This window comes from Bacillus sp. FSL R5-0820, from assembly GCF_038593385.1.
GTDB lineage: Bacteria > Bacillota > Bacilli > Bacillales > Bacillaceae > Bacillus > Bacillus altitudinis.
Genome location: NZ_CP151991.1, coordinates 3,075,994 through 3,099,200, shown reverse-complemented (window position 1 = coordinate 3,099,200; position 23,207 = coordinate 3,075,994). Strand labels below are relative to the sequence as shown.

The following is a 23,207-nucleotide window of genomic DNA, read 5'->3' as shown; positions in this document are numbered from 1 at the left end:
CATGATGAACCTGTATAATAAGAAAAAGACATAAAAGAGTAGGTGACAGCTGATGCAACGAGTAACCAATTGTGTGCTGCATCACGAAGATCAAGTTCTCTTGCTGCAAAAGCCAAGACGAGGCTGGTGGGTAGCACCTGGCGGCAAAATGGAGAGCGGAGAATCGGTCAAGGATTCAGTCGTTCGAGAATTTAGAGAAGAAACAGGCATTTATATTTTAAATCCTCAGCTAAAAGGCGTGTTTACCTTTATCATAAAAGAAGGCGATCAAATCGTTCAAGAGTGGATGATGTTCACCTTTATGGCAGATTCCTTTACAGGAAAAAACGTATCAGAGTCGGAGGAAGGCATTTTAAAATGGCATGATGTAAAAGATGTGCCCAGCTTGCCGATGGCTCCAGGAGATTCTCATATTCTTGACTTCATGTTGAAAGGGAAAGGACTTCTCCACGGCACTTTTACGTATACACCAGATTTTGAGCTGATTGCTTATCGATTAGATCCTCAAGGAGACTAATAAATGAACCGTTTTCATAAAGAAGGAGAGGGAGCAGGCATGAATACGCACAAACAAGATGATATTCAGCTTGTGATTATTACAGGGATGTCAGGTGCGGGGAAAACCGTTGCCATCCAAAGCTTTGAAGACTTAGGTTACTTTTGTGTGGATAACTTACCGCCATCACTTTTACCGAAGTTTCTAGAGCTTATGAAGGATTCGAATTCGAAGATGAGCAAGGTGGCCCTTGTGATGGATTTGCGCGGCCGTGAATTTTTTGATAGCTTAATTGCTGCCTTAGATGAGATGAGTGATATCGGCTGGATCACACCAAGGATTCTATTTTTAGATGCAAACGATAAGGTGCTTGTCTCAAGATATAAAGAAACGAGACGTTCTCATCCCCTTGCGACAACAGGTTTGCCGCTTGAAGGGATTGCAATGGAGCGCGAGCTGTTAGAGGAGTTAAAAGGCCGGGCTCAAATGATTTTTGATACATCGGATTTAAAACCGAAACAGCTTCGAGAAAAAATTGTCGCACACTTTGCCACAAGCCAAGGGCAGGTGTTTACAGTGAATGTGATGTCCTTCGGTTTTAAATACGGTCTGCCAATTGATGCTGATCTTGTATTTGATGTGAGATTTCTGCCGAATCCTTACTATATTGAGAGCATGCGTCCACAGACTGGAAATGATGAAGAAGTACGCTCCTATGTCATGAAGTGGAGTGAAACGCAAAAGTTCACAGAGAAATTAATCGACCTTCTCAGCTTTATGCTTCCGTCCTATAAACGAGAAGGGAAAAGTCAGCTGGTGATCGCTATTGGCTGTACAGGTGGACAGCACCGATCAGTGACGCTAGCGAACTACTTATCGGAGTATTTTAAAAATGACTACTATACTCATGTCACTCACCGGGACATTGAAAAGAGAAGCAGAAAATAGATGACGACACTTCCAAAGGTGGTCATTCTTGGCGGGGGCACTGGCTTATCTGTTTTGCTCAGAGGGCTAAAAACAAAGCCAGTGGATATTACCGCTATTGTAACGGTTGCTGATGACGGAGGAAGCTCAGGCAGACTGCGACATGATTTGAATATTCCGCCTCCAGGCGATATTCGAAATGTACTTGCGGCACTCTCTGATGTCGAACCGCTTGTAGAAGATTTATTTCAGCACCGTTTTAATAAAGGGAATGACTTAACAGGCCACTCTCTCGGCAATCTCATTCTTGCGGCTATGACGAATATAACCGGTGATTTTTTTCATGCTGTCACAGAAATGAGCAAGGTCTTAAATGTGAGAGGAAAAGTATTGCCAGCAGCGAATTCAAGTGTTGTTCTTCATGCTGAATTAGAAAATGGGCAAGTGGTAACAGGAGAATCAAAAATCCCAACCTATGGTGAGCGAATTAAACGAGTGTTCCTCACACCCGATACGATTGAACCGCTCCCAGAATCGATTCAAGTCATTCGTGAAGCCGACTTGATCGTCCTTGGACCTGGCAGCTTGTATACAAGTATCTTGCCAAACTTGCTTGTACCGCATATTGGCGAAGAAGTGATTCGTTCTAAGGCGAAAAAAGTCTATATTTGTAATGTCATGACACAGCCGGGGGAAACGCTTTCCTACAGTGCAGCTGATCATGTGCAGGCACTAAACGATCATATGGACCGACCATTTATCGATACGATATTTGTGAACAATAAAGAAATTCCAGAAGAAATCAAAGCAAAATATGCAGAAGAGCAGGCGCAGCCTGTACAATTCGACACAGATGTACTCAAAGCCATGGGACTAGAAGTCATCCCTGGGGAAATCATTACATATGACCAGCATGTGATTCGTCATGATACGCTGAAAGTAGCTGCGCTGCTTGTCGATTTGCTGCATCAGAAAAAATAGGAATGGGGGTGGCAAGGATGTCATTTGCATCCGAAACAAAAAAAGAGCTGACTAATCTGGAAGTGAAGGACTGCTGCACAAAAGCAGAGCTTTCTGCCCTCATCCGTATGAACGGTTCATTATCTTTTTCTAATCGAAAATTGATTTTAGATATACAGACAGAGAACGCAGCCATTGCAAGACGTATTTATACCCTTTTGAAAAAGAAATACGATGTGACTGTGGAGCTGCTCGTTCGTAAAAAAATGAGATTAAAAAAGAATAATGTGTATATTGTCAGACTGGTAGAACGAGCGAAAACCATTTTAGAGGACCTAAAGATATTAGGTGAACAATTTGTATTTGAACGCAACATTTCAGAAGAACTTGTGAAGAAAAGATGCTGCAAGCGTTCCTATATGAGAGGTGCTTTTTTAGCAGGAGGTTCTGTGAATAATCCAGAAACCTCTTCGTATCACCTTGAGATTTTTTCACTATACAAAGAACATAATGATGCCCTTTGTGAGCTCATGAATCAATTCCATCTAAATAGTAAAACACTTGAACGCAAAAAAGGCTTTATCACATACATGAAGGAAGCGGAGAAAATTACGGAATTCTTAAGTGTTGTGGGTGCTCATAACTCATTGCTTCGTTTTGAAGACGTGCGCATCGTCCGAGATATGAGGAATTCTGTGAACCGGCTCGTCAATTGTGAAACAGCAAACTTGAATAAAACGATCGGTGCCTCACTACGCCAAGTTGAAAATATTCAATTCATTGATGAAAAGATTGGACTAGACGCTCTGCCAGATAAGCTGCGTGAAATTGCGCAACTGCGTATTGACTACCAAGAAGTCACACTAAAGGAACTTGGCGAAATGGTGGAAAGCGGCAAGATCAGCAAATCAGGCATTAATCACCGTTTAAGAAAGCTAGATCAAATTGCAGAACAATTAAGAAACGGACAAGCTGTTACACTCAAATAGGGAAATAAAAAAGGGAGGCAGATCATATGGTGGAAAAAACGGTCACAATTCAGCTGAAAACGGGTTTGCAGGCACGTCCGGCTGCTTTGTTCGTTCAAGAAGCCAATCGTTTTGGTGCTGATATTTTTCTAGAGAAAGATGGGAAAAAAGTCAATGCGAAGAGTATTATGGGACTGATGAGCCTTGCGATCAGCTCTGGGGTCACCGTCAAACTAATAGCTGATGGAGCAGATGAACAAGAAGCCATCGATGCGTTAACGGATTTTATCAATCAAGAAAACTGAGTCTCTTCAAGGGCTCAGTTTTTTTAGGAGGGAAAGTTGTGATTCAATCAGCCTTTTTACAGAAAATTGGATGCGAAGCCGCGTCCATTACGTTTGATCAATTGCCGGATTTACTAAGGAAGATGGCTTATACCTTTCCTTTTGAAAATAGATCTGTGGTGGGTAAACACGCCTATGCTTTGGATCAAGAAGGTTTGAAGCATCATCTTCTGGAAGGCAGCAGAGGTGGTCTTTGCTATGACCTCAATCCGCTCTTATATTATGTCTTAAAAGAGGCGGGTCTCGCTGTACAGCTCGTTCAAGGGACCGTATATAACAAAGAAGCGGAGAAGTGGGCACTGGATGGGACGCATGTAGCCATCGTCCTTCAACATCACCATGAGCGCTACCTCATTGATGCAGGATTTGGTGTGAATTTACCCCTTCAGCCCGTCCCTTTTACAGGTGAATGGGTGGAAGCACCGTCCCTTCGTTTTCGCGTGAACGCAGAGGAAACAGAAAAAGGAACCGATCTACTCCAATTGGATAGGGGAGCGGGTGCTGAAACAGGTTATGCTTTCACATTGAAAGAAGTCGGTGAAGATACACTTGTGCAATTGAGGCATGAGATTTATGAAAATGAAGCCTCTCCTTTTAACAAAAGACCGCTTGCATCCAAACTGACACCAACAGGTCGTGTGATCGTGACAGAGGATCATGTCACGATACATGAACAGGAAGAAGTATCGAAAAACTTGCTTCCTCAACCTTTTGAAGTATATGTACAAACACATCTTGCGCCTAAATCATAGAGACAGTTTGCTTGAATGGTTGTCTTTGCGGATAGGCAAACACTTGTACCCACTGTCGCACTCACGAATGTTAAATGTGCACCCCGGCTTGCCTAGCTGAATCGCTCATCCCCCTTTAGGCGTATGACTCACCGCTCATAATTGCTGTCAAAAAAGCCGGGGTTAGTATCGTACTTTATCAAGTGCTTTTCATCATTCTATTCCCCTAATATAATGAATCAATATAAGTGAACATGGAGGGATGCCAAATGGATGTATCGCAAAAATCGTTGAAAACAATGATAAGCAACACGAAACTAACAAAAAAGGAAGAAGAAATAGCGGAATACATTTTAAATAATGTAAGAGAAGCATGTCTTGTTACTTCAATAGAACTAGCTCATAGATTAAAAGTGAGTAATGCTACAGTTGTTCGATTCCCGAAAAAGTTAGGCTTTTCTGGATATAGTGACTTTCAAAAATATCTTAGAGAACAGTACTATGACAAAAGCTTAGCCATTTCTGATGATGTGACCATTCCCTCTGAAAGATTAAAATTAAGTTATGATAAAGTGATACAGTCAGATTTACTGAATGACAATTTAAAAATTCTTGAAAAAAATATATATTCTATTTCAGAGAAAAATTCATCTGAAGAGTTTAACAAGGCAATCAATTATATCATTGACGCTAGAAGAGTTTATATTTTAGGTAGTAGAGCTAGAACTGGGTTAACCGAAATAATGGGAGTTTTCCTAAATCAGATCATTGATCATGTAGTGATTAATAGTCAACAATCGTTTACTCCGTTTGATTCCTTAGCTTCATGTAGTCAGGATGATTGTGTCCTTATTTTTTCATTCCCAAGATACTCGGAAGTAGACTTTGCAGCAGCCAAAATGGCAAAAGAAATCAATGCGAAAGTTGTCATCATTACTGATAAAGCCACAGCACCTATAGCACATTTTGCTGATGTCCTACTTTTAGTTTCAGTGGATAGTAATGCATTCTTCAATTCTTACACACCTGTATTATTTTTAGCTGAGTTAATATGTACACATGTCAGTCGAGCGACAGTCGCTCATAGTGAGGAAAAATTAGAAAGAATTAATAAACATATTAGCCAGTTTGGTATGTATTAATAAAAAGTATAGTTGATATAAATATGATCTGATCTTTGCAGGTGTATTTGAATTCTTTAAGGGAGGTCAAGCTTGTATTACTACAATCATGTATGACTCCAATAAAGTAAATTCGCAAAAAACGACCCACCAGTTTTTCTAATTGGTGGGTTATTGTTTGTTTACTTTACATGACTAATGGAGAAATTCTGAGAAACTGTGCATGTGTTGAGAAGATAAAAAATGGAACAAGACTAGGAAATGATAAACTTATATTTTTTGAAAATTTCAAAAAAATATTGTTATTAACAAAATGTATATGATAAAATCGAAATGAAATAAATTCTTCATATTTTTTTTAAAAAAGAATAAATGAAAACGTTTGCTTGTGTGACTGGCTCTTCATGCTGATTTCTATAAAGTGTATTAATTCAAGTGATTTGGAAGAAATGTTTAGTATGAAAAAAACCGTCATGTTTTTTAACAAGATAACTGACAGAAAAAGAAGCTTATATCATCATAATTATGAAGAAAATTATTCATTAATATTATTTTTAAGAATTTCAATAAACATTTTCTGTGTTGTAGAGGAGGAAGTATGTTGAATGATTATAAAGTAGGGAAATTAATGGATCAGCAGCTATTAAAGGAATTACGTGAAAAATTTTCGTTTCTATCCTTTGACCCAGACTATGGGGAAAGACTTTTTTTTGATAATTCAGGAGGCTCTTTAAGGTTAAAGGAAGCCATCAAGGTGAAAGAAAAGATTGATTTGTTACCGGATTGTCCAGAAAGGTACCATCAAAGAGCAACAGATCTGAATGATATGATGGACAAATGTAAGAATGATGTATTGAGTGTCATGTTCGGAGATGAGTCAGGTTCTTTAATAACAGATTTAACAGCTTCTCAAGCCATGTTTAAAATGGTCTCAACTATTATTGAAAATGTTGAGGGAACGAATGCCGTCACGACTAATATTGAACATCCTTCTGCGTATGACTCATTAGAATTTTACTGTCAAAAGAACAATAAAGAATTTAGAGTTGCTCAAGCAAATGTGAATACAGGCTTTGTTGATCCCGAAGCGATCGCTGATAAAATTGACGAGAATACGATTTTGTTAAGCGTCATTGCTTCCAGTAATATTTCAGGAAATATCATGGATCTTGAAGGTATAATAAAAGCTGCTAGAAAGAAAAAACCAGATTTATATATTATTGTTGATGCAGTCCAGCATATGCCGCATGGGACTCTTCATGTAGAAAAGCTTGGTATAGATGGAGCAAACTTTGCACCATATAAATTTATGGCGTCAAGAGGTATTGGATTCGCCTATGTTTCAGACAGATTATCGAAACTTCCACATCAAAAATTAATAGCAAAGGATGATCGTGAATGGGAACTCGGTTCACCAACACCTTCGCTATTTGCATCTATGTCAGCTGTTATCGACTATGTATGCTGGTTGGGTTCGTATGACAGTATTGGAGAAATGTCTAGAAGAGAGAAGTATCTAAAGGGTATGAAAAAAATAGTTCTTCACGAAAGAGCACTACTCCATAGACTTCTTGAAGGCAGTGATCAGATCGAGGGATTGAGATATATGAAGAACGTAAAAGTTTTTGCGGATGACCCTGATTTAACGAAAAGAGATCTCATCGTTGCGATGGGAATTCAAGGGATAGATGATGAACAACTAAGAAAGGACTATCAAGATCGAGGCATTACCGTTTATGAACGAGTGAATACTAGTGTCTACTCAAAACGTATACTCGAAGCCATTGGATTAACTGGTGCGATAAGGGTTTCACCGTTCCATTGTCATACAGAAGAGGACATCGATCAATTTTTATGTGTAACCAAAGAGTTATCTGAAACGAAGAGAATGAGCAAACTCATCAACTAGGGGGGAACTACTAATGAAGAAATTAGGTCTCGGTACAAAAGTATTTATTGGGTTTGTCATCGGTATATTGCTAGGTTTAATCTTTAAAGAAAAAATATTAATCATTAAACCTATTGGGGATATATTCTTAACACTCATTAAAATGATCGTGATTCCGCTCATTTTTTTCTCCATCACTTCTGGAATCTTTAGTATTGGTGATGTTCAAAAATTAAAGAAAATCGGAACAAAGACGCTGATTTATTATATTGGAACGACTTTAATAGCAGGTGGAATCGGTCTTTTGGTTGCGCATATATTTAAACCGGGGAATGGAATTGATATTGATAGTATCAAGACATCGTCTGAATATAAAGCTGCCAATATTCCTACTTTTGGAGAGACGATATTAGGTCTATTTCCATCAAATCCTGTTCAGGCTCTAGCAGAAGGAAATCTCATGCAAATTATCATTTTTTCTATTTTCTTGGGGATATCCATCGTTTTAATAGGAAACAAATCAGTCACCCTTAGACATTTTTTTGAAGAAGGTACACAGGTAATGTATAAAATGACAGGAATCATCATGGCATTTTCACCTATAGGTGTGGCTGCTTTAATGGCTTGTACGATTGGGGAATACGGTTTGAAAATATTTGGGCCTTTGGGCAAATTTATTTTAGTTGATTATATCGGTTTGATTTCTGTCATCATTTTGATGTACTTGTTTATGTTAAAATTCATAGCGAAAATTCCCTTATCCAAGTTCTTTAAGTCAATCGGTAAAATTTGGGTAGTGACTGCGAGTACGACAAGCAGTTCTGGAACATTACCTGTTACTATTTCTGTGACGAAAGAAGATTTTAAGGTGAAAGAGGAACTAGCGCAATTTACCCTTCCTATTGGAGCAACGATGAACATGAATGGTGCCGTTGTGTATTACTCTGCTGCCATCATATTTGTCTCCCAAATATATGGGATTGACATGCCAATTAGCCAGCAATTACTAGTCATATTCATGACAACTTTAATATCAGTTGGATCGCCCGGCATTCCTGGAGGTGGTATCGTTATGACCATTATGCTGTTAACTACATTAGGACTCCCTATGGAGATAGTTGGAATGATTGCTGGGATCTATAGAATCATCGATATGGGACACACCTCACTTAACGTGACAGGTGACGTAGTCAGTACACTGTGTATTGCGCGTAGTGAAAATATGATTGAAGATGAACAACTAAATGTGAATAAAATAAACGATATAAAATATTAAAAGAGTTGATGTAAAGGTATAATTAACTTAATATTCTGTCTATTATAAATAACATGATTGCCTAGTGATAAATCTCATGTAGCAATATCAATTGACACAACGTTTGCAGCCCGCAAGCAAACATTATAAAAAAGACAGCTCATCAAAGGGCTGTCTTTTTCATTGATTAACGAATCCTCGTAAATGTCGCATAGTGATCAGTTGTTTTATAAATGAGCCAGTCACTTGAGTATACTAGGCGGTCAGCATTACGGAAACCGGAGACGTAGTTGATGTCGGCTTCACGCCATGTACGGCCACTAGCTGATGGAAGGCGTCCCTCCCGATTAGAGAATACGTCTCCACCGATGCTTTTGCCCGGCGCGACTTCAGCTAAATTTCCTTTTGATGCCACCCATCCGAGGGCGCTCGCTTGTGATTTGGTGATGTAATTATCAGGTAGTCGTTTATAGCGGATTAAGTAATCTGCTACACCATCAAAGGTATTAATGACGGCAAGGGTACGAAGGTCTGGTGCAAGCTGTACGGAAGCAGTCTCATTTGTGGCTGTGGGTGTAAGTGGTGTTTCTGCATGGACTTGCTGCGGGATAAATCCAGAAAACAGAATGGCAGCAATCAGAGCGAACAGAGTAAAAATCGAACTTATTTTTTTCATCTTGATCCTCCTCAAAAGGAAATGGGATGCCGTCCTCTTGATGCTTGTCTACCTCATATTATAGCACCGGCATATGAAGAGAATGTAAAGAATCAGGAGATTGGAAAAAATGAGGCTTTTTGACCTACTGTCTCTAGATGACGTAAACAAAAAGACGCAGTTCCCTGCGCCTTTTTTCAATTAAGATGAGGCAAGCTCCTTCACAATATCAACAGGGGCTTTGCCGTCAATTCCATGAATCACATTATGAATGGCTCGTTTCAGCATAAAATCTCTTGTCGTTTCAGTAGCGGAACCGATATGCGGGGCAAGTGTGACATTGTCCATCTCTTTGAAAGGATGATTTTCCTGAAGCGGTTCTTGCTCATACACATCCAGACCAGCTCCTTTGATCCACCCTTCCTGCAGTGCTTGAATGAGGCTTTTCTCATCGACGGTTTTTCCGCGGGAGATGTTCACGAATAAAGCTGTCGGCTTCATTAATTTCAATTCCCGCTCTCCTATCATATGGTACGTCTCATCAGTCAGCGGTGTGATTAACACAATGATATCAGCTTGCTTTAGCAAGTCATCCAGTGCACAATATACAGCGCCATAGGCCGATTCGGCTTTCTCGTTTCGGCTCCGGTTGTGATAGAGGACGTTCATATCAAAACCATGAGCGGCTCGTTTGGCTACTTGCTCACCGATTCGTCCCATCCCAATGATCCCAAGCGTTTGATGATGGACATCAATGCCGAATATATCTTCCTCTTGAACAAATTTTGTCCATTTTCCCTTGCGGATAAAACGATCAAGCTCGGCAATTCTCCTCGCAGAAGAGAGAATGAGCGAAAAGGCAAGATCAGCAACGGTATGATCGAGTGTATAAGGCGTGTGCGTACCAATCACGCCTCTTTGTCTCATGGCTTCTAGATCAAAATTGTCATAGCCGACTGAATTATTGCTCACCACCTTGAGTTGGGGTGCATGATCTAATAAATCTTGATCAATTTTCGTACCAGATGTTAAAAGGCCATCAGCCTTCTGCAGCTTCTCAAATAATAGATCTCTTGGGATCGGATCCTTTGACTGCCATACCTCGTATGTACAATGTTCCTTTAGCATGTCTTCAAAAGAGGCAGGTAAGGGTTTGGCGACAAAAATATGTGGTTTCATCATCAACTCGCTCCTTTCACATGGTCATCTTTCTCTTTTTATTATAAAGCAACCATTTTGGCAGTACACGTTTGAATATGAGCTGCTCAATATTTAATATACTGAAATAACGGAAAAGGAGAGATTTTTATAGTGAAAGAGTAAATGACATGGCCATCTGATGTCTTTTTACGATGTAGAAAAACGAGTGATTAGTAGATGAGTCATAGAAAAATGCTAGATGTTTCGAGAGATAATCTGACAAACTGGAAAATAGATCGAGACTTTTTGATAGAAAATTTATTATATTTGCAGTGTATTAAACGGGATGGTCATTTTCTACTAAACCTTTTCATCGTCTTTTGGTGAAATGAGAGCTATCGTTTGTAAGCAAAAGCCGCATATCCCCTGTGCTGAAGCGGAACAAAGAGCAAAATAGAGAAAATGCTTACATATTCTCTCATCGTTTTCTCATTTTTTTCTTTTTTTTCTATCATTTTTCTTCTCTATGCTTGAGAACACACAAGGGAAAAGGAGGCCAGGTAAGGCGTTACAATCACTTAAAAAAGATAGGAGATGACAGGATGGGATCAACATTAGAACAGATTCTTCAGCACAATGCAGATTTTGTGAAAGAGAGACAGTATGAGCCTTTCAAGGCGGGAAAATTTCCTGAGAAGAAATTGGTTATATTAACTTGTATGGATACACGCCTGTTGGAATTATTACCGCAATCCATGGGGCTTCGTAATGGTGATGCGAAGATCATTAAAAATGCAGGAGCCATCGTCACACATCCATTTGGCAGTGTTATGCGGAGTATTTTACTAGCCATTTATGAGCTGAAAGCAGAGGAAGTATGCATTGTCGGCCATCATGAATGCGGAATGGCAGGCCTTGCGGCAGACCCTTTACTTGAAAAGGCAAAAGCACGGGGAATTGAGGAAAAGTGTTTGAGCATTGTGAAAAGCGCAGGTGTCGATTTAAAGGGCTGGCTGACAGGCTTTGATTCAGTGGAAGAGAGCGTATCCCAAAGTGTGAAATTAGTCAAAGAGCACCCGCTCATGCCAAGTGATGTAGCTGTTCATGGACTAGTGATTCATCCGGCAACAGGAAAGTTGGATGTCGTTATAAAAGATAAACAGATCGACCCACAGTATACCTAAATCATCTACACATACTTGAAGGAGGCCAACACATACCATGCGTTTTTATGGAAGATTTGAAGGTTATGATTCATCAAAGTTTAGACGCGATTTAATCGCTGGGCTTGTCGTGGGCGTTGTGGCAATTCCTTTAGGCATGGCTTTTGCCATTGCATCTGGTGTCGGACCAGAATACGGATTATACACAGTCATCGTTGCCGGCATTTTGATTTCATTGTTTGGTGGTTCAAAGTATCAGATCGGCGGACCGACCGGGGCATTTGTTCCAATTTTATTCGGGATCGTCAGTCAGTACGGTATTGAAAACTTACTCATTGCTGGTTTTATGGCAGGCTGTATGCTTGTATTATTCGGAATATTCAAACTAGGAAAGCTCATGAAATTTATTCCTCGTCCGGTTATCATCGGCTTTACTGCCGGCATTGCTGTCATTATTTTTTCAGGACAGATTGCCAACTTCCTCGGATTAAAGGGTGTTGAAAAGCATGAAAGCTTTTTCCTCAATATGAGAGAAATCGTGGTCCATCTTGGTACCGCAAACAGTTTCGCCATTCTCACAGCGATTGTTGGGCTCATCGTGATTTTGGCGGCACAAAAATACATTCCCAAAATACCTGGTGCTCTATTAGGTCTACTTGTTTCAACATTTATAGCTGTTCTCTTTTTTCAAGGACAAGTTGAAACCATCGGCTCTGCATATGGCGAAATCCCTCGTCAGCTGCCAACTTTCTCTTTTCCTGAATTGACGATTGAAAAAATGATTTATCTGCTGCCGCCGGCTATTGTCATTGCGCTTTTGGGCGGCGTGGAGTCGATCTTGTCCGCGATGGTTGCTGATAATATGAAAGGCTCAAAGCATGACAGCAATAAAGAACTCGTCGGGCAAGGAATTGCCAATATGGCGGCACCGCTTTTCGGAGGGATCCCAGCGACTGGAGCGATTGCTCGTACGGCAACAAACATTAAAAATGGTGGAGCAAGCCCCATCTCAGGAGTTGTGCATGGTGTTGTTGTCTTGCTCATCTTAATGTTATTTGCACCATATGCATCGATGATTCCACTTGCTGCCATGGCACCGATTTTGATGTTTGTGGCGTGGAATATGAGTGAGAAAAAAGAGTTTATCAATATTGTCAAAGTCAAAAATGCGGATTCCCTTGTGCTTGTCGTGACCTTCCTGCTAACGGTCATCGGTGATTTGATTATAGGGGTGACTGCAGGTCTCATTTTAGCGTTTATCGCCTTTATCAAAAAAATGAGCCAGACAACGAATATCCACACAAATGTCGCTGTTCCTCAAATCGAAACGACGGCTGCCTTAGAAAGGGAGACCGATCAGAAAGGGGTTAGTATGTATTCGATTGAAGGGCCACTCTTTTTCGGTACAACCGATTCATTGGAAAATTCGATTTTGGATCATGTTCAGACAAAGCCGAAAACACTCATTTTGCTTATGAACAAAGTGAATTATATGGACACCTCAGCAGAAGCGGTTCTGATGAACATTTCCAATCGTTTAAAGCATCACAATGGAAAATTGATGATTGTAGGGCTTCAATCACAGCCAAAAGAGCTTTTGCATCGTACCGGACTTTTCCATCACATTGGAAAGCAGCATTTCTTTGAACGAACGGACGATATTTCACCACAGCAGCTATAAAAGGCTAAAAAAAGCACGTGACATGTCAGTCACGTGCTTTTTACCTGCTCTTTTTCACTAGAAAACCGTTGTGTGAGTTTCTGTTGATGGGAAGAGAAGACCTCTTCTACTGTTACATCATAGAGATCAGCTAGAACAAGTAGATTTCCTAAGACATCTCCCATTTCTTCAATAAGGTCCTTCCTTAACGCGGCGTCCTCCTGTGTTTTCTCATCAGGTCGATCGCGTCCAATTTCGACCGCCCTGACTGCGCGAGCGAGTTCACCTGTTTCTTCCATCAGGAAACCTAACCTGATAAACGGCCCGTATTCTGTCCAATTTCTCATTTTGTAGAAATCTTTGATCCATTTTTCCATTTCAGTTGTTTGCATTCTCTTTATACAGCTCCTTATATGGTGTTCATCTTCTGATTTTACACTATATATAGATGGAGCGGCTGTTTCTTTACAATGAATTATAGTAGAATGAGTGGGTGAAGAAATCATAGAGAGAGATGGAGCTGTTTTGATGAAAACGATTTGTGTGTTTGCTGGTTCGAATCCAGGTGTGAATGACATCTACAAACAAAAAGCTGTCGAGCTAGGGGCTTATATGGCAGAGCAAGGAATCCGCCTTGTATACGGTGGCTCACGAATTGGCTTAATGGGAGCTATAGCGGATGAGGTATTGAAAAACGGCGGGCAAGTGATCGGAGTCATGCCAAAAGGGCTTTTTAGAGGAGAAGTTGTGCATCAAGAGCTCACTGAACTCATTGAAGTCAAAGGGATGCATGAACGAAAAGCGAAAATGAGCGAGCTGGCCGATGGGTTTATTGCCATGCCAGGTGGTTTTGGTACATATGAAGAATTATTTGAGGTGCTATGTTGGGCGCAAATTGGCATCCATCAAAAGCCAATCGGATTGTATCAAGTGAATGACTATTTCAATCCGCTCATAGACATGGTGAAGTTTAGTGTAAAGGAAGGTTTTTCGAATGAATCACACCTTCAATTGCTACATGCCTCTGGAGAACCGGAAGAATTGATTTCACAGATGGCTTCCTATCAAACACCGTCTCTTCAGCAGAAATGGACGGAGCTGTCTTAAAATAGATGCATAACAAAAAACCGTCTGTTCAAAGAGCAGACGGTTTGTTTTGTGATTATTTTTGTTCTTCTGTATTACGGGTCAAGACTTTGTCAATGAGTCCGTATTGAAGTGCTTCTTCCGCTGTTTTGAAGTTGTCACGATCTGTATCGCGCTCAATGACTTCAATTGGCTGACCAGTACGTTCAGCAAGTACTTGGTTCAGTTTATCGCGTAAAGAAAGGATTCGTTTTGCCGCAATTTCAATTTCTGTTGCTTGACCTTGCGCACCACCTAGTGGTTGGTGAATCATCACTTCACTATTTGGAAGGGCATAACGCTTACCTTTTTCACCAGCAGCAAGCAGGAACGCACCCATAGATGCAGCCATACCAATACAAATAGTTGATACCTTTGGTTTAATAAATTGCATCGTATCATAAATGGCCATACCAGCTGTGATCGAACCGCCAGGGCTGTTAATGTAGATAGAGATATCTTTTTCAGGATCCTCGGCTTCTAAGAAGAGAAGCTGTGATACGATGGAGTTGGCAACATTGTCATCGATCGCAGAACCAAGCATGATAATACGGTCTTTTAAAAGACGAGAATAAATGTCGTAAGCTCTTTCCCCACGATTTGTTTGCTCAATGACTGTAGGTATTAAATTCATAATGTTCCTCCTTCACCTTTTAGGTAAGTATGTAATTCAATGATACATTTTTGGTCAATAAAGGTCAAACAAAATGCTGACCTAAAATCAAATACCCCTATCCATTTTCCCCAAAATCCTTTCACTTCAAACCATCATATGATTATATGTATGGGAATGAAGAAAATACATCGACAGGGCTGGCGATTAATCATTGCTTTCTTGCAGCATTTCCCTTATAATTTGATATGCTGACGTTTAAAAAACATATCGTGCGCTCGTAGCTCAGTTGGATAGAGCGGTGGTTTCCGGTACCACGTCTGCCGGGGGTTCGAATCCCTCCGAGCGCGTACTTGACCTTGCTTACGATGATAAAGGTCTTTCATGAATCCCTCTTCATATGAAGAGGGGTTTTTTATGTTTAATCGAATTGATCGTTTTCTTCTAATAAAGTTAGGATAAGCAAGTGATAAAATGGTTTGGCTGCAAGCCAGCAACATCTATCCGAGTATAATAAAATCAACCCCACTCTTAACATAAGAATGGGGTTGATTGCTATAAAGGGGTTACCTGCCTTTTTGGCCTTTCCTGTAAATAGCCGCAGGTATAATTGTAAAAAGAACAATGATAAATCCAATCACGGATACAGTATTTTTTACTATATTGTCATTCACAGTGAAGTTTGTCACTATCATTGCCGCCAGACAAAGAATGATGATTAAATAACTGTATTTCTCCAAGACTTTCACAAAATATCCCTCCAATATGAATCTATAAAATTGAAACAATTATTATAATATGATATTTTTACCTCGTATTCAAAAAATAAACAAGGAAGGGGTATATTGGATGAAAACTATTTTTCATAAAAAGAGTGTAATATGCTTCATAACAGCTCTTTTCATGCTATTGTCAACGATTTTTACTGCGAATGCAACAGCAATTAGTCCTAATTCAGAAGTGGATGAAGAGTATCAAGAGTTGCTAGAGGTTTTATTGGCGATTGAAGCTTTACCTGACAGCGTTATTGCCAAAGGGGATGAAGCTGTAGTTAAATGGTTGGAAGAGAACTCTAATATCCCTCTTCAACGACAAGGTGAGGTTGTTACTATGGGGGTAGTTGGTTGTATTTCCGCGGTTGGAACTGCCATTATAACCAATGTTATACCGATAGCAAAAATCGCAAAAGTCAAGTCCGCATTAAAAGCTGCAGGAGGTGCTACAAAATTTGTTAAAACATTGATTCCAGCGTATAAAGCGGCTAGAGAGGCAGGAAAAAGTAAGGCGAATGCTGTAAAAACAGCTGTAAATAAAGCAGCGAAAAATGCTAGTCCTGAAGCAAAAAGAGCACTACTTGAATTTTTCAATATAGGAAATGTGTATTCAGCCTGCTTTGAATAAATATCAAAATATCAGATCCGATCTAAAAGACAAAGCACTTAAACAGGAGGCTTTGTCTTTTTTTCTGCTATCCTCTTAAAATACTAGCCATAAGACTCATTTCTGCTCTTTTCAGGCGTATTTGTTGAGACCGATCACTGTATAAGATTAACATGGAAGGGAATTGACAATAAGGAGAGGATTCTTGTGGCGAAGGTTTTAATGATTACGTTCCCAGCTGAAGGACATGTGAACCCAATGTTAGGAATGATAAGAGCATTTGTTGATCGAGGTGATGAAGTGCATGTGGTCACAACTGAACATTATCAAAAGCGGATCAAACGCTTAGGCGCTCACATACATATACATCCAGATTATATTCGGACATTAAGTGTGGAAGAAGACGATTTGGAATCCATGCAGCCATTTTTTCATGCCATGCTACAAACGTCATTAGACATTTTAGAAGTGGTGGAAACTCTTTCTCAAAAGCATTCATTTGATTTGGTCTATTTTGATATGTTTGGAGCAGGTGAGCTTGTGCGGGATTACTTACAGATTCCAGGCATCGGTTCGAATCCTTCTTTTGTGCTGCAAGAGGCACATTTTGATACACCTCTATACAGAAAAGATGAGAAGGCGGCTCATCTGTTAGAAGAAATACATGAACGTTTTGGCGTTCAGCCAAAGCACTTGATGCAATTCATGAAAAACCGCGGAGAACTGAATATGGTGTATACAAGTGAATATTTTCAGCCGTCTGTTGATGCATTGGATGATTCGTTTGTCTTCATTGGACCGAGCTTTCTAAAACGTGCTGACCAGCACGATTTCCCATTAGAAGCGCTTGAGCGGGAGAAGGTTGTCTTTATTTCATTGGGAACGGTTCTTGGAGATACTGAAGCATTCTTTAATATGTGTATTGATGCCTTTGCCGACTTTGATGGAAAAGTGATTCTCGCAACTGGTGAAAAAATCGACATGTCTCTCCTAAAAGAAGCGCCATCTCATTTTCTCATCGAGCCTTATGTGCCGCAGCTTGAAGTCCTTGAACTGACAGATGTGTTTGTGACTCACGGCGGGATGAACAGTGTCAATGAAGGTATTCATTATCATGTTCCAATGGTTGTCATCCCGGTTGACAAAGATCAGCCGATGGTGGCAAAAAGACTGACGGATCTCTCTGCTGCTCGTGCACTTGATAAAGACCAACTGACAGCAAAACAGCTGAGAGATACTGTAGAGAGTGTACTGGGAAGTGACACGTACCGTGCTGGAATTGAAAAGATTGAAGAAAGTTTCCAAACAGCAGGTGGAACAGAAAAAGCATTACGTGTCATTGATCAGTTTATGCAAGCGAAACAGACTCAATCATGAGTCTCTCAGCGTGTAGACAAACCCTCGAATTCGCCCGCAGGTCTGTGCGCTGGTGCTCGCCCTTCCTAGACTGCAAAGGTTTTCTTTCACGCTGAAAAGAAGACAAAGAGCTAAAATAAAGATCATTTTAGCTCTTTGTCAACAACCTGACAGACTCAATCATGAGTCTGTTTTTTCGGTGAAAAAAGACATTGTATTTCCCAGATCTGTATGCTAATATTCAATTCGTAATCATTTCGATTAATAATCGTAATGATTACGATAAAATGAACATTTGGGGGAAGTACATATGAATCATCAACCTGTTTACATAAAGAAAAAGGACGAGAAAAAGCAGTCCTTTGTGACATATACCTTGATGCTGTTTTCAGTCATGGCTTGTTTTCTATTGGCATCTTGTTCTGAAAATAAGACCTCTTCCAGTTTAAGTGGAAGAGAAGATGATGAACTGGTGTATGCAAGTACAAAAGATATAAGAGACATTAATCCCCATCTATATGGCGGGGAGATGGCCGCTCAAAATATGGTGTTTGAATCGCTTGTTGTGAATACGGAAAAAGGCATTCAACCTGCCCTGGCCCAAAGCTGGGATATTTCTAAAGATGGAAAAACCTACACATTTCATCTTCGAGAAAACGTGACTTTTTCAGATGGTGAGCCATTTAATGCGAAGGCTGTCAAAATGAATATTGATGCAGTTGTCAAAAATATCGAAAAAAATGCTTGGCTCAATCTCGTGTCAGAAATTAAATCCACAAAGGCTGTAGATGAACATACATTTGTTCTCACATTGAAGGAGCCCTATTATCCAACATTAGAAGAACTTGGTTTAACACGTCCATTCCGTTTTATTTCTCCCAAAAGCTTTATTGATGGCACCACATCAAAAGGCGTCAAAGGTTATGCAGGTACAGGCCCTTATGTGTTAAAGGAACATAAGAAAAATCAATATGCCATTTTTGAAGTGAATCATCACTATTGGGGAAAGAAGCCAAAGATTTCAACAGTGAAATGGAAGGTCATGCCGGATCACCAAACGATTTTACTCGCTCTGCAAAAAGGGGAGATCGACCTCTTATTTGGAGCTGATGGTGACATGATCGACGGAGATTCATTTCAGGCTTTAAAAGAAGCTGGTCAATATGGGGTAACCGTGAGTCCTCCTGTTGGATCAAGATCTATTGTGATCAACTCCAATCAACCAATAACACAAGATCCAAAAGTAAGAGAAGCATTTCAATATGCCATTCAAAAAGAGATGATTACAGAAGGGATTTTAAATGGAACTGAACAGGTGGCACATACACTGCTCGCCCCATCAGTCCCTTACGCAGATATTCCGCTTAAAAAGAAAACCTATCAAAAAAAGAAAGCAGAGGCATTATTAGATGAGGCAGGCTGGAAGCTAAAAGAAGACGGCTATCGCTATCAAAAAGACAAGCCGCTCAGCGTGACCATTTATTATAATTCGGATAATGCAGGTGAAAGAACGATTAGTGAATCGATTCAGCAGGACTTCAAGCAGGTTGGAATCAAGCTGGATATTAGAGGTGAAGAAAAACAGGCATTTTTAGATCGTCAAAAAACAGGAAAGTTTGATCTTATGTACTCTCTATCTTGGGGACTTCCTTATGACCCTCAAACATACGTCTCTTCATTCCGTGTTGCATCCCATGCTGATTATCAAGCTCAGTTAGGATTGAAAAAGAAAAAGTGGCTGGATGAGACCATTACGAAAGTATTGGTGGAGCCGGATGAGCAAAAGAGGGCACAAATGTACCGAGATATTTTGACGTATATTCATGATGAAAATGTGTATATCCCTATTTCCTATTCTGTGACAAAGGCCGTTTATAATAAGCGCCTCAAAGGTGTAGATTTTCATGTATCTCAGTATGAAATTCCCTTTGATCGAATGTATTTTTCGTCATAAATCGGAGGCTGAGACATGACACGCTATATCATAAAACGATTATTGCTTCTTTTGCCGCTCATTGTATTCATTACGTTTTTTGCGTTTGTGCTACTTGCGATGCGTGCGAGTGATCCAGCTGAGGTCGCTTTACGTGTGAACCAAGTAACCCCAACGGAAGAGATGATTGAATCTATGCGTCAAGAGCTAGGCTTAGATCAACCGTTTTTCATACGCTATGTCACATGGCTTAAAGACGGATTAACAGGTGATTTTGGCAGTAGTTATGTCACACATGAGCCTGTACTTGACCTGATGATGGAGGCACTTCCTGCGACTTTACAGCTTGCAGGGATGTCCCTTTTGTTTATTATTGTGCTGAGTTTGTTATTCGGAATGGTGTGTGCATATGCGGCACATACATGGTTGGATCGAATCGTGAGAGCATTTGTGTTTATTGCAGCTTCCATGCCTAGTTTTTGGTTGGGCATTTTGTTTATCTGGCTTTTTTCAGTCAAATTTAACTGGGTCAACACGAGTGGAATGGAAGGGTTTAAATCGATTCTTTTGCCAGCGATGACTTTATCACTTGGCTACTTATCGACCTATGTGAGACTCATTCGAAATCAAATCCTAAAGTTTCAGCACGAGCCCTTTGTTTTTTATGCAAGAGCTCGTGGTTTAAAGGAACGAACCATTCAATTGAAGGTGATGAGACATGCCCTTCAACTAGCAGTAACAGCACTCGGTATGTCAGTACCAAAGCTCATTGCAGGAACCGTCATTATTGAAAATCTCTTTGCTTGGCCAGGGGTTGGCCGTTTGTGTGTAACAGCTATTTTTCACGCCGATTTCCCTATGATTCAAGCCTATTTGTTTGTGATGGGATGCCTGTTCGTTGTGTGCAACCTCGTTGCTGATGTCATACAAATGATCATGAACCCGCAGTTAAGAAAGGAGGTCTAAAAAATTTGATCGTATGGAATCAATTAAGAAAAGATCGAATGGCTATTCTGTCTATCTGGCTTTTGGTACTTGTCACATTAGCTGGGCTGTTTGCACCGTTTCTAGCGCCGCATGACCCAACTGACACGAACATTCTTCAAAAATATGCTGGTGTGAGTCTAACATATCCCCTCGGAACCGATCAGCTGGGGAGATGCGTATTGTCCCGGCTCTTATATGGTATTCGGACAACGATGCTTGCTGCCGTGCTGACAATGTGTATCACGATGTTCATTGGCACGATACTTGGACTTGTAGCTGGCTTTTTTAGAGGGAAAGTTGATGGAGCTCTAATGAGAATATGTGATGTCATGCTGTCATTTCCAGCAGAGGTGATGATTTTGGCCGTTGTGGGCATTATGGGACCTGGGCTTTTCAATATTATTTTGGCCAATGTCCTTGCAAAATGGGCTTGGTATACAAGGATGATTCGTTCGTCAGTCCTGCAATATACGAATGAACCATCTGTTCAGTTTGCGAAAGTATCTGGGGGTTCACCTTTTTATATCCTTCGAAAACATCTATTTCCTCGCATCTCAGGAGAGATTGCTGTCTTTGCTACACTTGACGCAGGCTGGGTCATTTTAAATATTTCTGCTCTGTCTTTTCTTGGATTAGGTGTGAGTGCACCTACACCGGAATGGGGCATGATGCTCAACGAGGCGAAGAATGTCATGGTGACGCACCCGGCTCATATGCTCCCGCCTGGACTTGCGATCTTATTTGTGGTCATGGCACTGAATTTTTTAGGAGACAGTCTTCAGCAGGTCATGAACCCTGCCATGCATCTTAGCAACAAAAAAAGGGGGAGACGATTTGCCTTTCATCGAGATAAAAAACCTGTCCGTACATGATCCGATTCAACAAAAGGATTTGGCGGCAAATATCACGTTTACATTACATAGACAACGTTGTTTAGGCGTTATTGGAGAAAGTGGAAGCGGAAAATCAACCGTTGCAAAAGCATTAATTGGCCTTATCCCTCCTTCGCTAGAGATGATTGGGACCATTTTGTTTGACGGTGAAAAATTGACAAGTCAGACTTCACAGCAGTGGAGAGGAAAGCGAATTGGCTACATTCCACAAGATGCTATGAATGCGTTCAATCCAATTGAAACAATTGGTCATCAAATACTTGAAACGTTCCAGCGGCATTTGGGCTTACGTGGCAAAGAAGGAACAGCACATGCGATTACTGGGCTAGAACGTGTCCATTTAAACAATTCGCATATGTTAATGAAAAAATATCCTCATGAGCTGTCGGGAGGGATGCTTCAACGTGTCATGATTGCCATTACGATCATGCTTTCTCCTGACGTGATCATTGCCGATGAGCCTACAGCATCATTAGATGCATATAACCGGCGTGAAGTCATCACACAATTACAGAGGCTGAAAGAAGAAACAGGAGCTGCCTTGATCATCATTTCGCATGATTTAGGCGTCGTTCAGGCAATCGCTGATGAATTGTTGGTGATGCACCAAGGGAAGATGCTTGAGCATCGTCATGCAAAAGAGATATTTACATCACCTGAGCATCCTCAAACGAGGCATTTACTAGAAACGAGGCTTCGCTTATCGGCACCCCTTGAAGCACTGAGGCAGCAGAAGAGAGTGAGGGCATTCCCATGCTGATCACAGCAAATCAACTACTTAAACATGGAGAAGATAAAGGACGCTTTTTTCATAAAGAGGAATCCATAGCACGCATAGCTCAGGTTTCATTTCAGATTGGAGAGGGTGAATGTGTCGGGTTAGTCGGTGAGAGCGGTAGTGGTAAAAGTACAATAGCACGTACGCTGCTTGGTTTAGAAACATTAGACGGCGGAGAGATAAAGATAGATGGATGGCCAGCTCATACATGGCGTAAGATGAACCGGGGGGAAATGAGTGTTGTTTTTCAGGATTATCTATCTTCTGTCCATCCTTCCTTTACAGTGAAAGAGATCATAGCAGAACCCATGCAAATAATAAAGCGAAACATGAATATGAACCAAAAAGTGTTGTCCCTGCTCAAGCAAGTAAGACTTCCATCGTCTTTGCTAAATCAATATGCTCATCAGCTAAGCGGCGGTCAGCTCCAGCGTGTATGCATAGCAAGAGCCATATCGACGAATCCAGCCATTCTCATCTTAGATGAAGTCCTTAGCTCACTTGACGTTTCTGTCCAAGTTCAAATATTGGAGCTTCTTGAGACATTAAAGCAAGAGTTAGATATGACCATTCTCATGATTACCCATGATCTAGAGGCAGCCGTTTATTTATGTGATCGACTTCTTTTTTTACATGAGGGAAAACTTGTGGAAGAATGTAAAAGTGACCAGCTGTTTGAAGCGACTCATCCATTTACGCTCAAGCTAATAGACTCACTCATGCCTTTTCAGCTTGACAAAAAATAACCAATCTTTTATCGTATACGTAACAAATGACGGAAGGGTGACCCAATGCAATGAAGTACTAATCCTATGACCTGTAAGCAAAATGAAA

Annotated in this window: 22 protein-coding genes, 1 tRNA gene and 1 pseudogene; 20 read left to right on the top strand and 4 right to left on the bottom strand. The window is 40.5% G+C overall.

Going from position 1 to position 23,207, the window contains the following annotated elements; all coding sequences use genetic code 11:
• Positions 1-52: 52 nt before the first annotated feature.
• From NST15_RS16105 to NST15_RS16065, 9 genes are all read left to right on the top strand, one after another.
• Entirely contained in the window at positions 53-517 is a 465-nt protein-coding gene (locus tag NST15_RS16105) for an 8-oxo-dGTP diphosphatase (protein WP_008348133.1), read from the top strand.
• A gap of 39 nt (positions 518-556) precedes the next feature.
• Positions 557-1,444 carry an RNase adapter RapZ gene (gene rapZ / locus NST15_RS16100; protein ID WP_255234207.1) on the top strand — a complete coding sequence of 296 codons (888 nt, stop codon included), beginning with the start codon at positions 557-559 and terminating at the stop codon, positions 1,442-1,444.
• Positions 1,445-2,404 (top strand): YvcK family protein, encoded by a 960-nt coding sequence (locus NST15_RS16095; RefSeq protein WP_008348128.1) that lies wholly within the window; start codon positions 1,445-1,447, stop codon positions 2,402-2,404. It begins immediately after the preceding gene.
• Between the two features lie 17 nt (positions 2,405-2,421).
• Positions 2,422-3,372: a DNA-binding protein WhiA gene (whiA, locus tag NST15_RS16090; protein ID WP_008348125.1), complete on the top strand. Its 951-nt coding sequence runs from the start codon at positions 2,422-2,424 to the stop codon at positions 3,370-3,372.
• Between the two features lie 26 nt (positions 3,373-3,398).
• The gene (locus NST15_RS16085) at positions 3,399-3,656 is read left to right on the top strand and encodes an HPr family phosphocarrier protein (RefSeq protein WP_008348124.1); all 258 of its coding nucleotides are present in this window, start codon (positions 3,399-3,401) and stop codon (positions 3,654-3,656) included.
• Between the two features lie 38 nt (positions 3,657-3,694).
• Positions 3,695-4,447, top strand: a complete 753-nt coding sequence (locus NST15_RS16080; protein WP_342498662.1) for an arylamine N-acetyltransferase — start codon at positions 3,695-3,697, stop codon at positions 4,445-4,447.
• A gap of 248 nt (positions 4,448-4,695) precedes the next feature.
• On the top strand, positions 4,696-5,568 hold the full coding sequence (locus NST15_RS16075) for a MurR/RpiR family transcriptional regulator (protein ID WP_039963728.1): 873 nt from the start codon (positions 4,696-4,698) through the stop codon (positions 5,566-5,568).
• Between the two features lie 577 nt (positions 5,569-6,145).
• Positions 6,146-7,456: an aminotransferase class V-fold PLP-dependent enzyme gene (locus NST15_RS16070; RefSeq protein ID WP_342498661.1), complete on the top strand. Its 1,311-nt coding sequence runs from the start codon at positions 6,146-6,148 to the stop codon at positions 7,454-7,456.
• Positions 7,457-7,469: 13 nt separating this feature from the next.
• A complete protein-coding gene (locus NST15_RS16065; protein ID WP_342498660.1) occupies positions 7,470-8,711 on the top strand; it encodes a dicarboxylate/amino acid:cation symporter in 1,242 nt (413 codons plus the stop codon).
• A gap of 166 nt (positions 8,712-8,877) precedes the next feature.
• Here the strand turns inward: NST15_RS16065 and NST15_RS16060 are convergent.
• Both NST15_RS16060 and NST15_RS16055 read right to left on the bottom strand, forming a co-directional pair.
• Positions 8,878-9,204 (bottom strand): annotated as a pseudogene (locus NST15_RS16060) (ribonuclease); the annotation flags it as partial.
• A 342-nt stretch (positions 9,205-9,546) separates the two neighbouring features.
• Positions 9,547-10,524: a D-glycerate dehydrogenase gene (locus NST15_RS16055; protein WP_342498659.1), complete on the bottom strand. Its 978-nt coding sequence runs from the start codon at positions 10,522-10,524 to the stop codon at positions 9,547-9,549.
• Positions 10,525-11,087: 563 nt separating this feature from the next.
• Here NST15_RS16055 and NST15_RS16050 point away from each other — a divergent pair.
• Together NST15_RS16050 and NST15_RS16045 are read left to right on the top strand one after the other, a co-directional pair.
• Positions 11,088-11,669: a carbonic anhydrase gene (locus tag NST15_RS16050; protein ID WP_025208023.1), complete on the top strand. Its 582-nt coding sequence runs from the start codon at positions 11,088-11,090 to the stop codon at positions 11,667-11,669.
• A 37-nt stretch (positions 11,670-11,706) separates the two neighbouring features.
• On the top strand, positions 11,707-13,329 hold the full coding sequence (locus tag NST15_RS16045; RefSeq protein WP_342498658.1) for a SulP family inorganic anion transporter: 1,623 nt from the start codon (positions 11,707-11,709) through the stop codon (positions 13,327-13,329).
• A 29-nt stretch (positions 13,330-13,358) separates the two neighbouring features.
• Here NST15_RS16045 and NST15_RS16040 read toward each other — a convergent pair whose 3' ends face one another.
• Complete coding sequence (locus NST15_RS16040; protein ID WP_017368102.1) at positions 13,359-13,700, bottom strand: MazG-like family protein; 342 nt, start codon at positions 13,698-13,700, stop codon at positions 13,359-13,361.
• Between the two features lie 136 nt (positions 13,701-13,836).
• Here NST15_RS16040 and NST15_RS16035 point away from each other — a divergent pair, with 136 nt between their 5' ends.
• Positions 13,837-14,415 carry a TIGR00730 family Rossman fold protein gene (locus NST15_RS16035; protein ID WP_060781447.1) on the top strand — a complete coding sequence of 193 codons (579 nt, stop codon included), beginning with the start codon at positions 13,837-13,839 and terminating at the stop codon, positions 14,413-14,415.
• Between the two features lie 55 nt (positions 14,416-14,470).
• Here NST15_RS16035 and clpP read toward each other — a convergent pair whose 3' ends face one another.
• Positions 14,471-15,067: an ATP-dependent Clp endopeptidase proteolytic subunit ClpP gene (clpP, locus tag NST15_RS16030; RefSeq protein WP_007500118.1), complete on the bottom strand. Its 597-nt coding sequence runs from the start codon at positions 15,065-15,067 to the stop codon at positions 14,471-14,473.
• A 253-nt stretch (positions 15,068-15,320) separates the two neighbouring features.
• On the opposite strand from clpP, the gene NST15_RS16025 reads away from it, so the two are divergent.
• From NST15_RS16025 to NST15_RS15990, 8 genes are all read left to right on the top strand, one after another.
• Positions 15,321-15,396 (top strand) — tRNA-Arg (locus NST15_RS16025).
• Between the two features lie 499 nt (positions 15,397-15,895).
• Positions 15,896-16,447, top strand: a complete 552-nt coding sequence (locus NST15_RS16020; protein WP_017359180.1) for a hypothetical protein — start codon at positions 15,896-15,898, stop codon at positions 16,445-16,447.
• Between the two features lie 186 nt (positions 16,448-16,633).
• Entirely contained in the window at positions 16,634-17,803 is a 1,170-nt protein-coding gene (locus NST15_RS16015; protein ID WP_342498657.1) for a macrolide family glycosyltransferase, read from the top strand.
• A gap of 289 nt (positions 17,804-18,092) precedes the next feature.
• Entirely contained in the window at positions 18,093-19,736 is a 1,644-nt protein-coding gene (nikA, locus tag NST15_RS16010) for a nickel ABC transporter substrate-binding protein (RefSeq protein WP_035389467.1), read from the top strand.
• Positions 19,737-19,751: 15 nt separating this feature from the next.
• Positions 19,752-20,681 (top strand): nickel/cobalt ABC transporter permease, encoded by a 930-nt coding sequence (gene opp1B, locus NST15_RS16005; protein ID WP_048002924.1) that lies wholly within the window; start codon positions 19,752-19,754, stop codon positions 20,679-20,681.
• A gap of 5 nt (positions 20,682-20,686) precedes the next feature.
• Positions 20,687-21,574 carry a nickel/cobalt ABC transporter permease gene (opp1C, locus tag NST15_RS16000; RefSeq protein WP_046527393.1) on the top strand — a complete coding sequence of 296 codons (888 nt, stop codon included), beginning with the start codon at positions 20,687-20,689 and terminating at the stop codon, positions 21,572-21,574.
• Positions 21,537-22,355 (top strand): ABC transporter ATP-binding protein, encoded by an 819-nt coding sequence (locus tag NST15_RS15995; protein WP_046527392.1) that lies wholly within the window; start codon positions 21,537-21,539, stop codon positions 22,353-22,355. Before opp1C ends, NST15_RS15995 begins: the two co-directional genes overlap by 38 nt.
• On the top strand, positions 22,349-23,119 hold the full coding sequence (locus NST15_RS15990; protein WP_035701482.1) for a dipeptide/oligopeptide/nickel ABC transporter ATP-binding protein: 771 nt from the start codon (positions 22,349-22,351) through the stop codon (positions 23,117-23,119). The genes NST15_RS15995 and NST15_RS15990 overlap by 7 nt, the downstream gene beginning before the upstream one ends.
• Positions 23,120-23,207 lie beyond the last annotated feature (88 nt).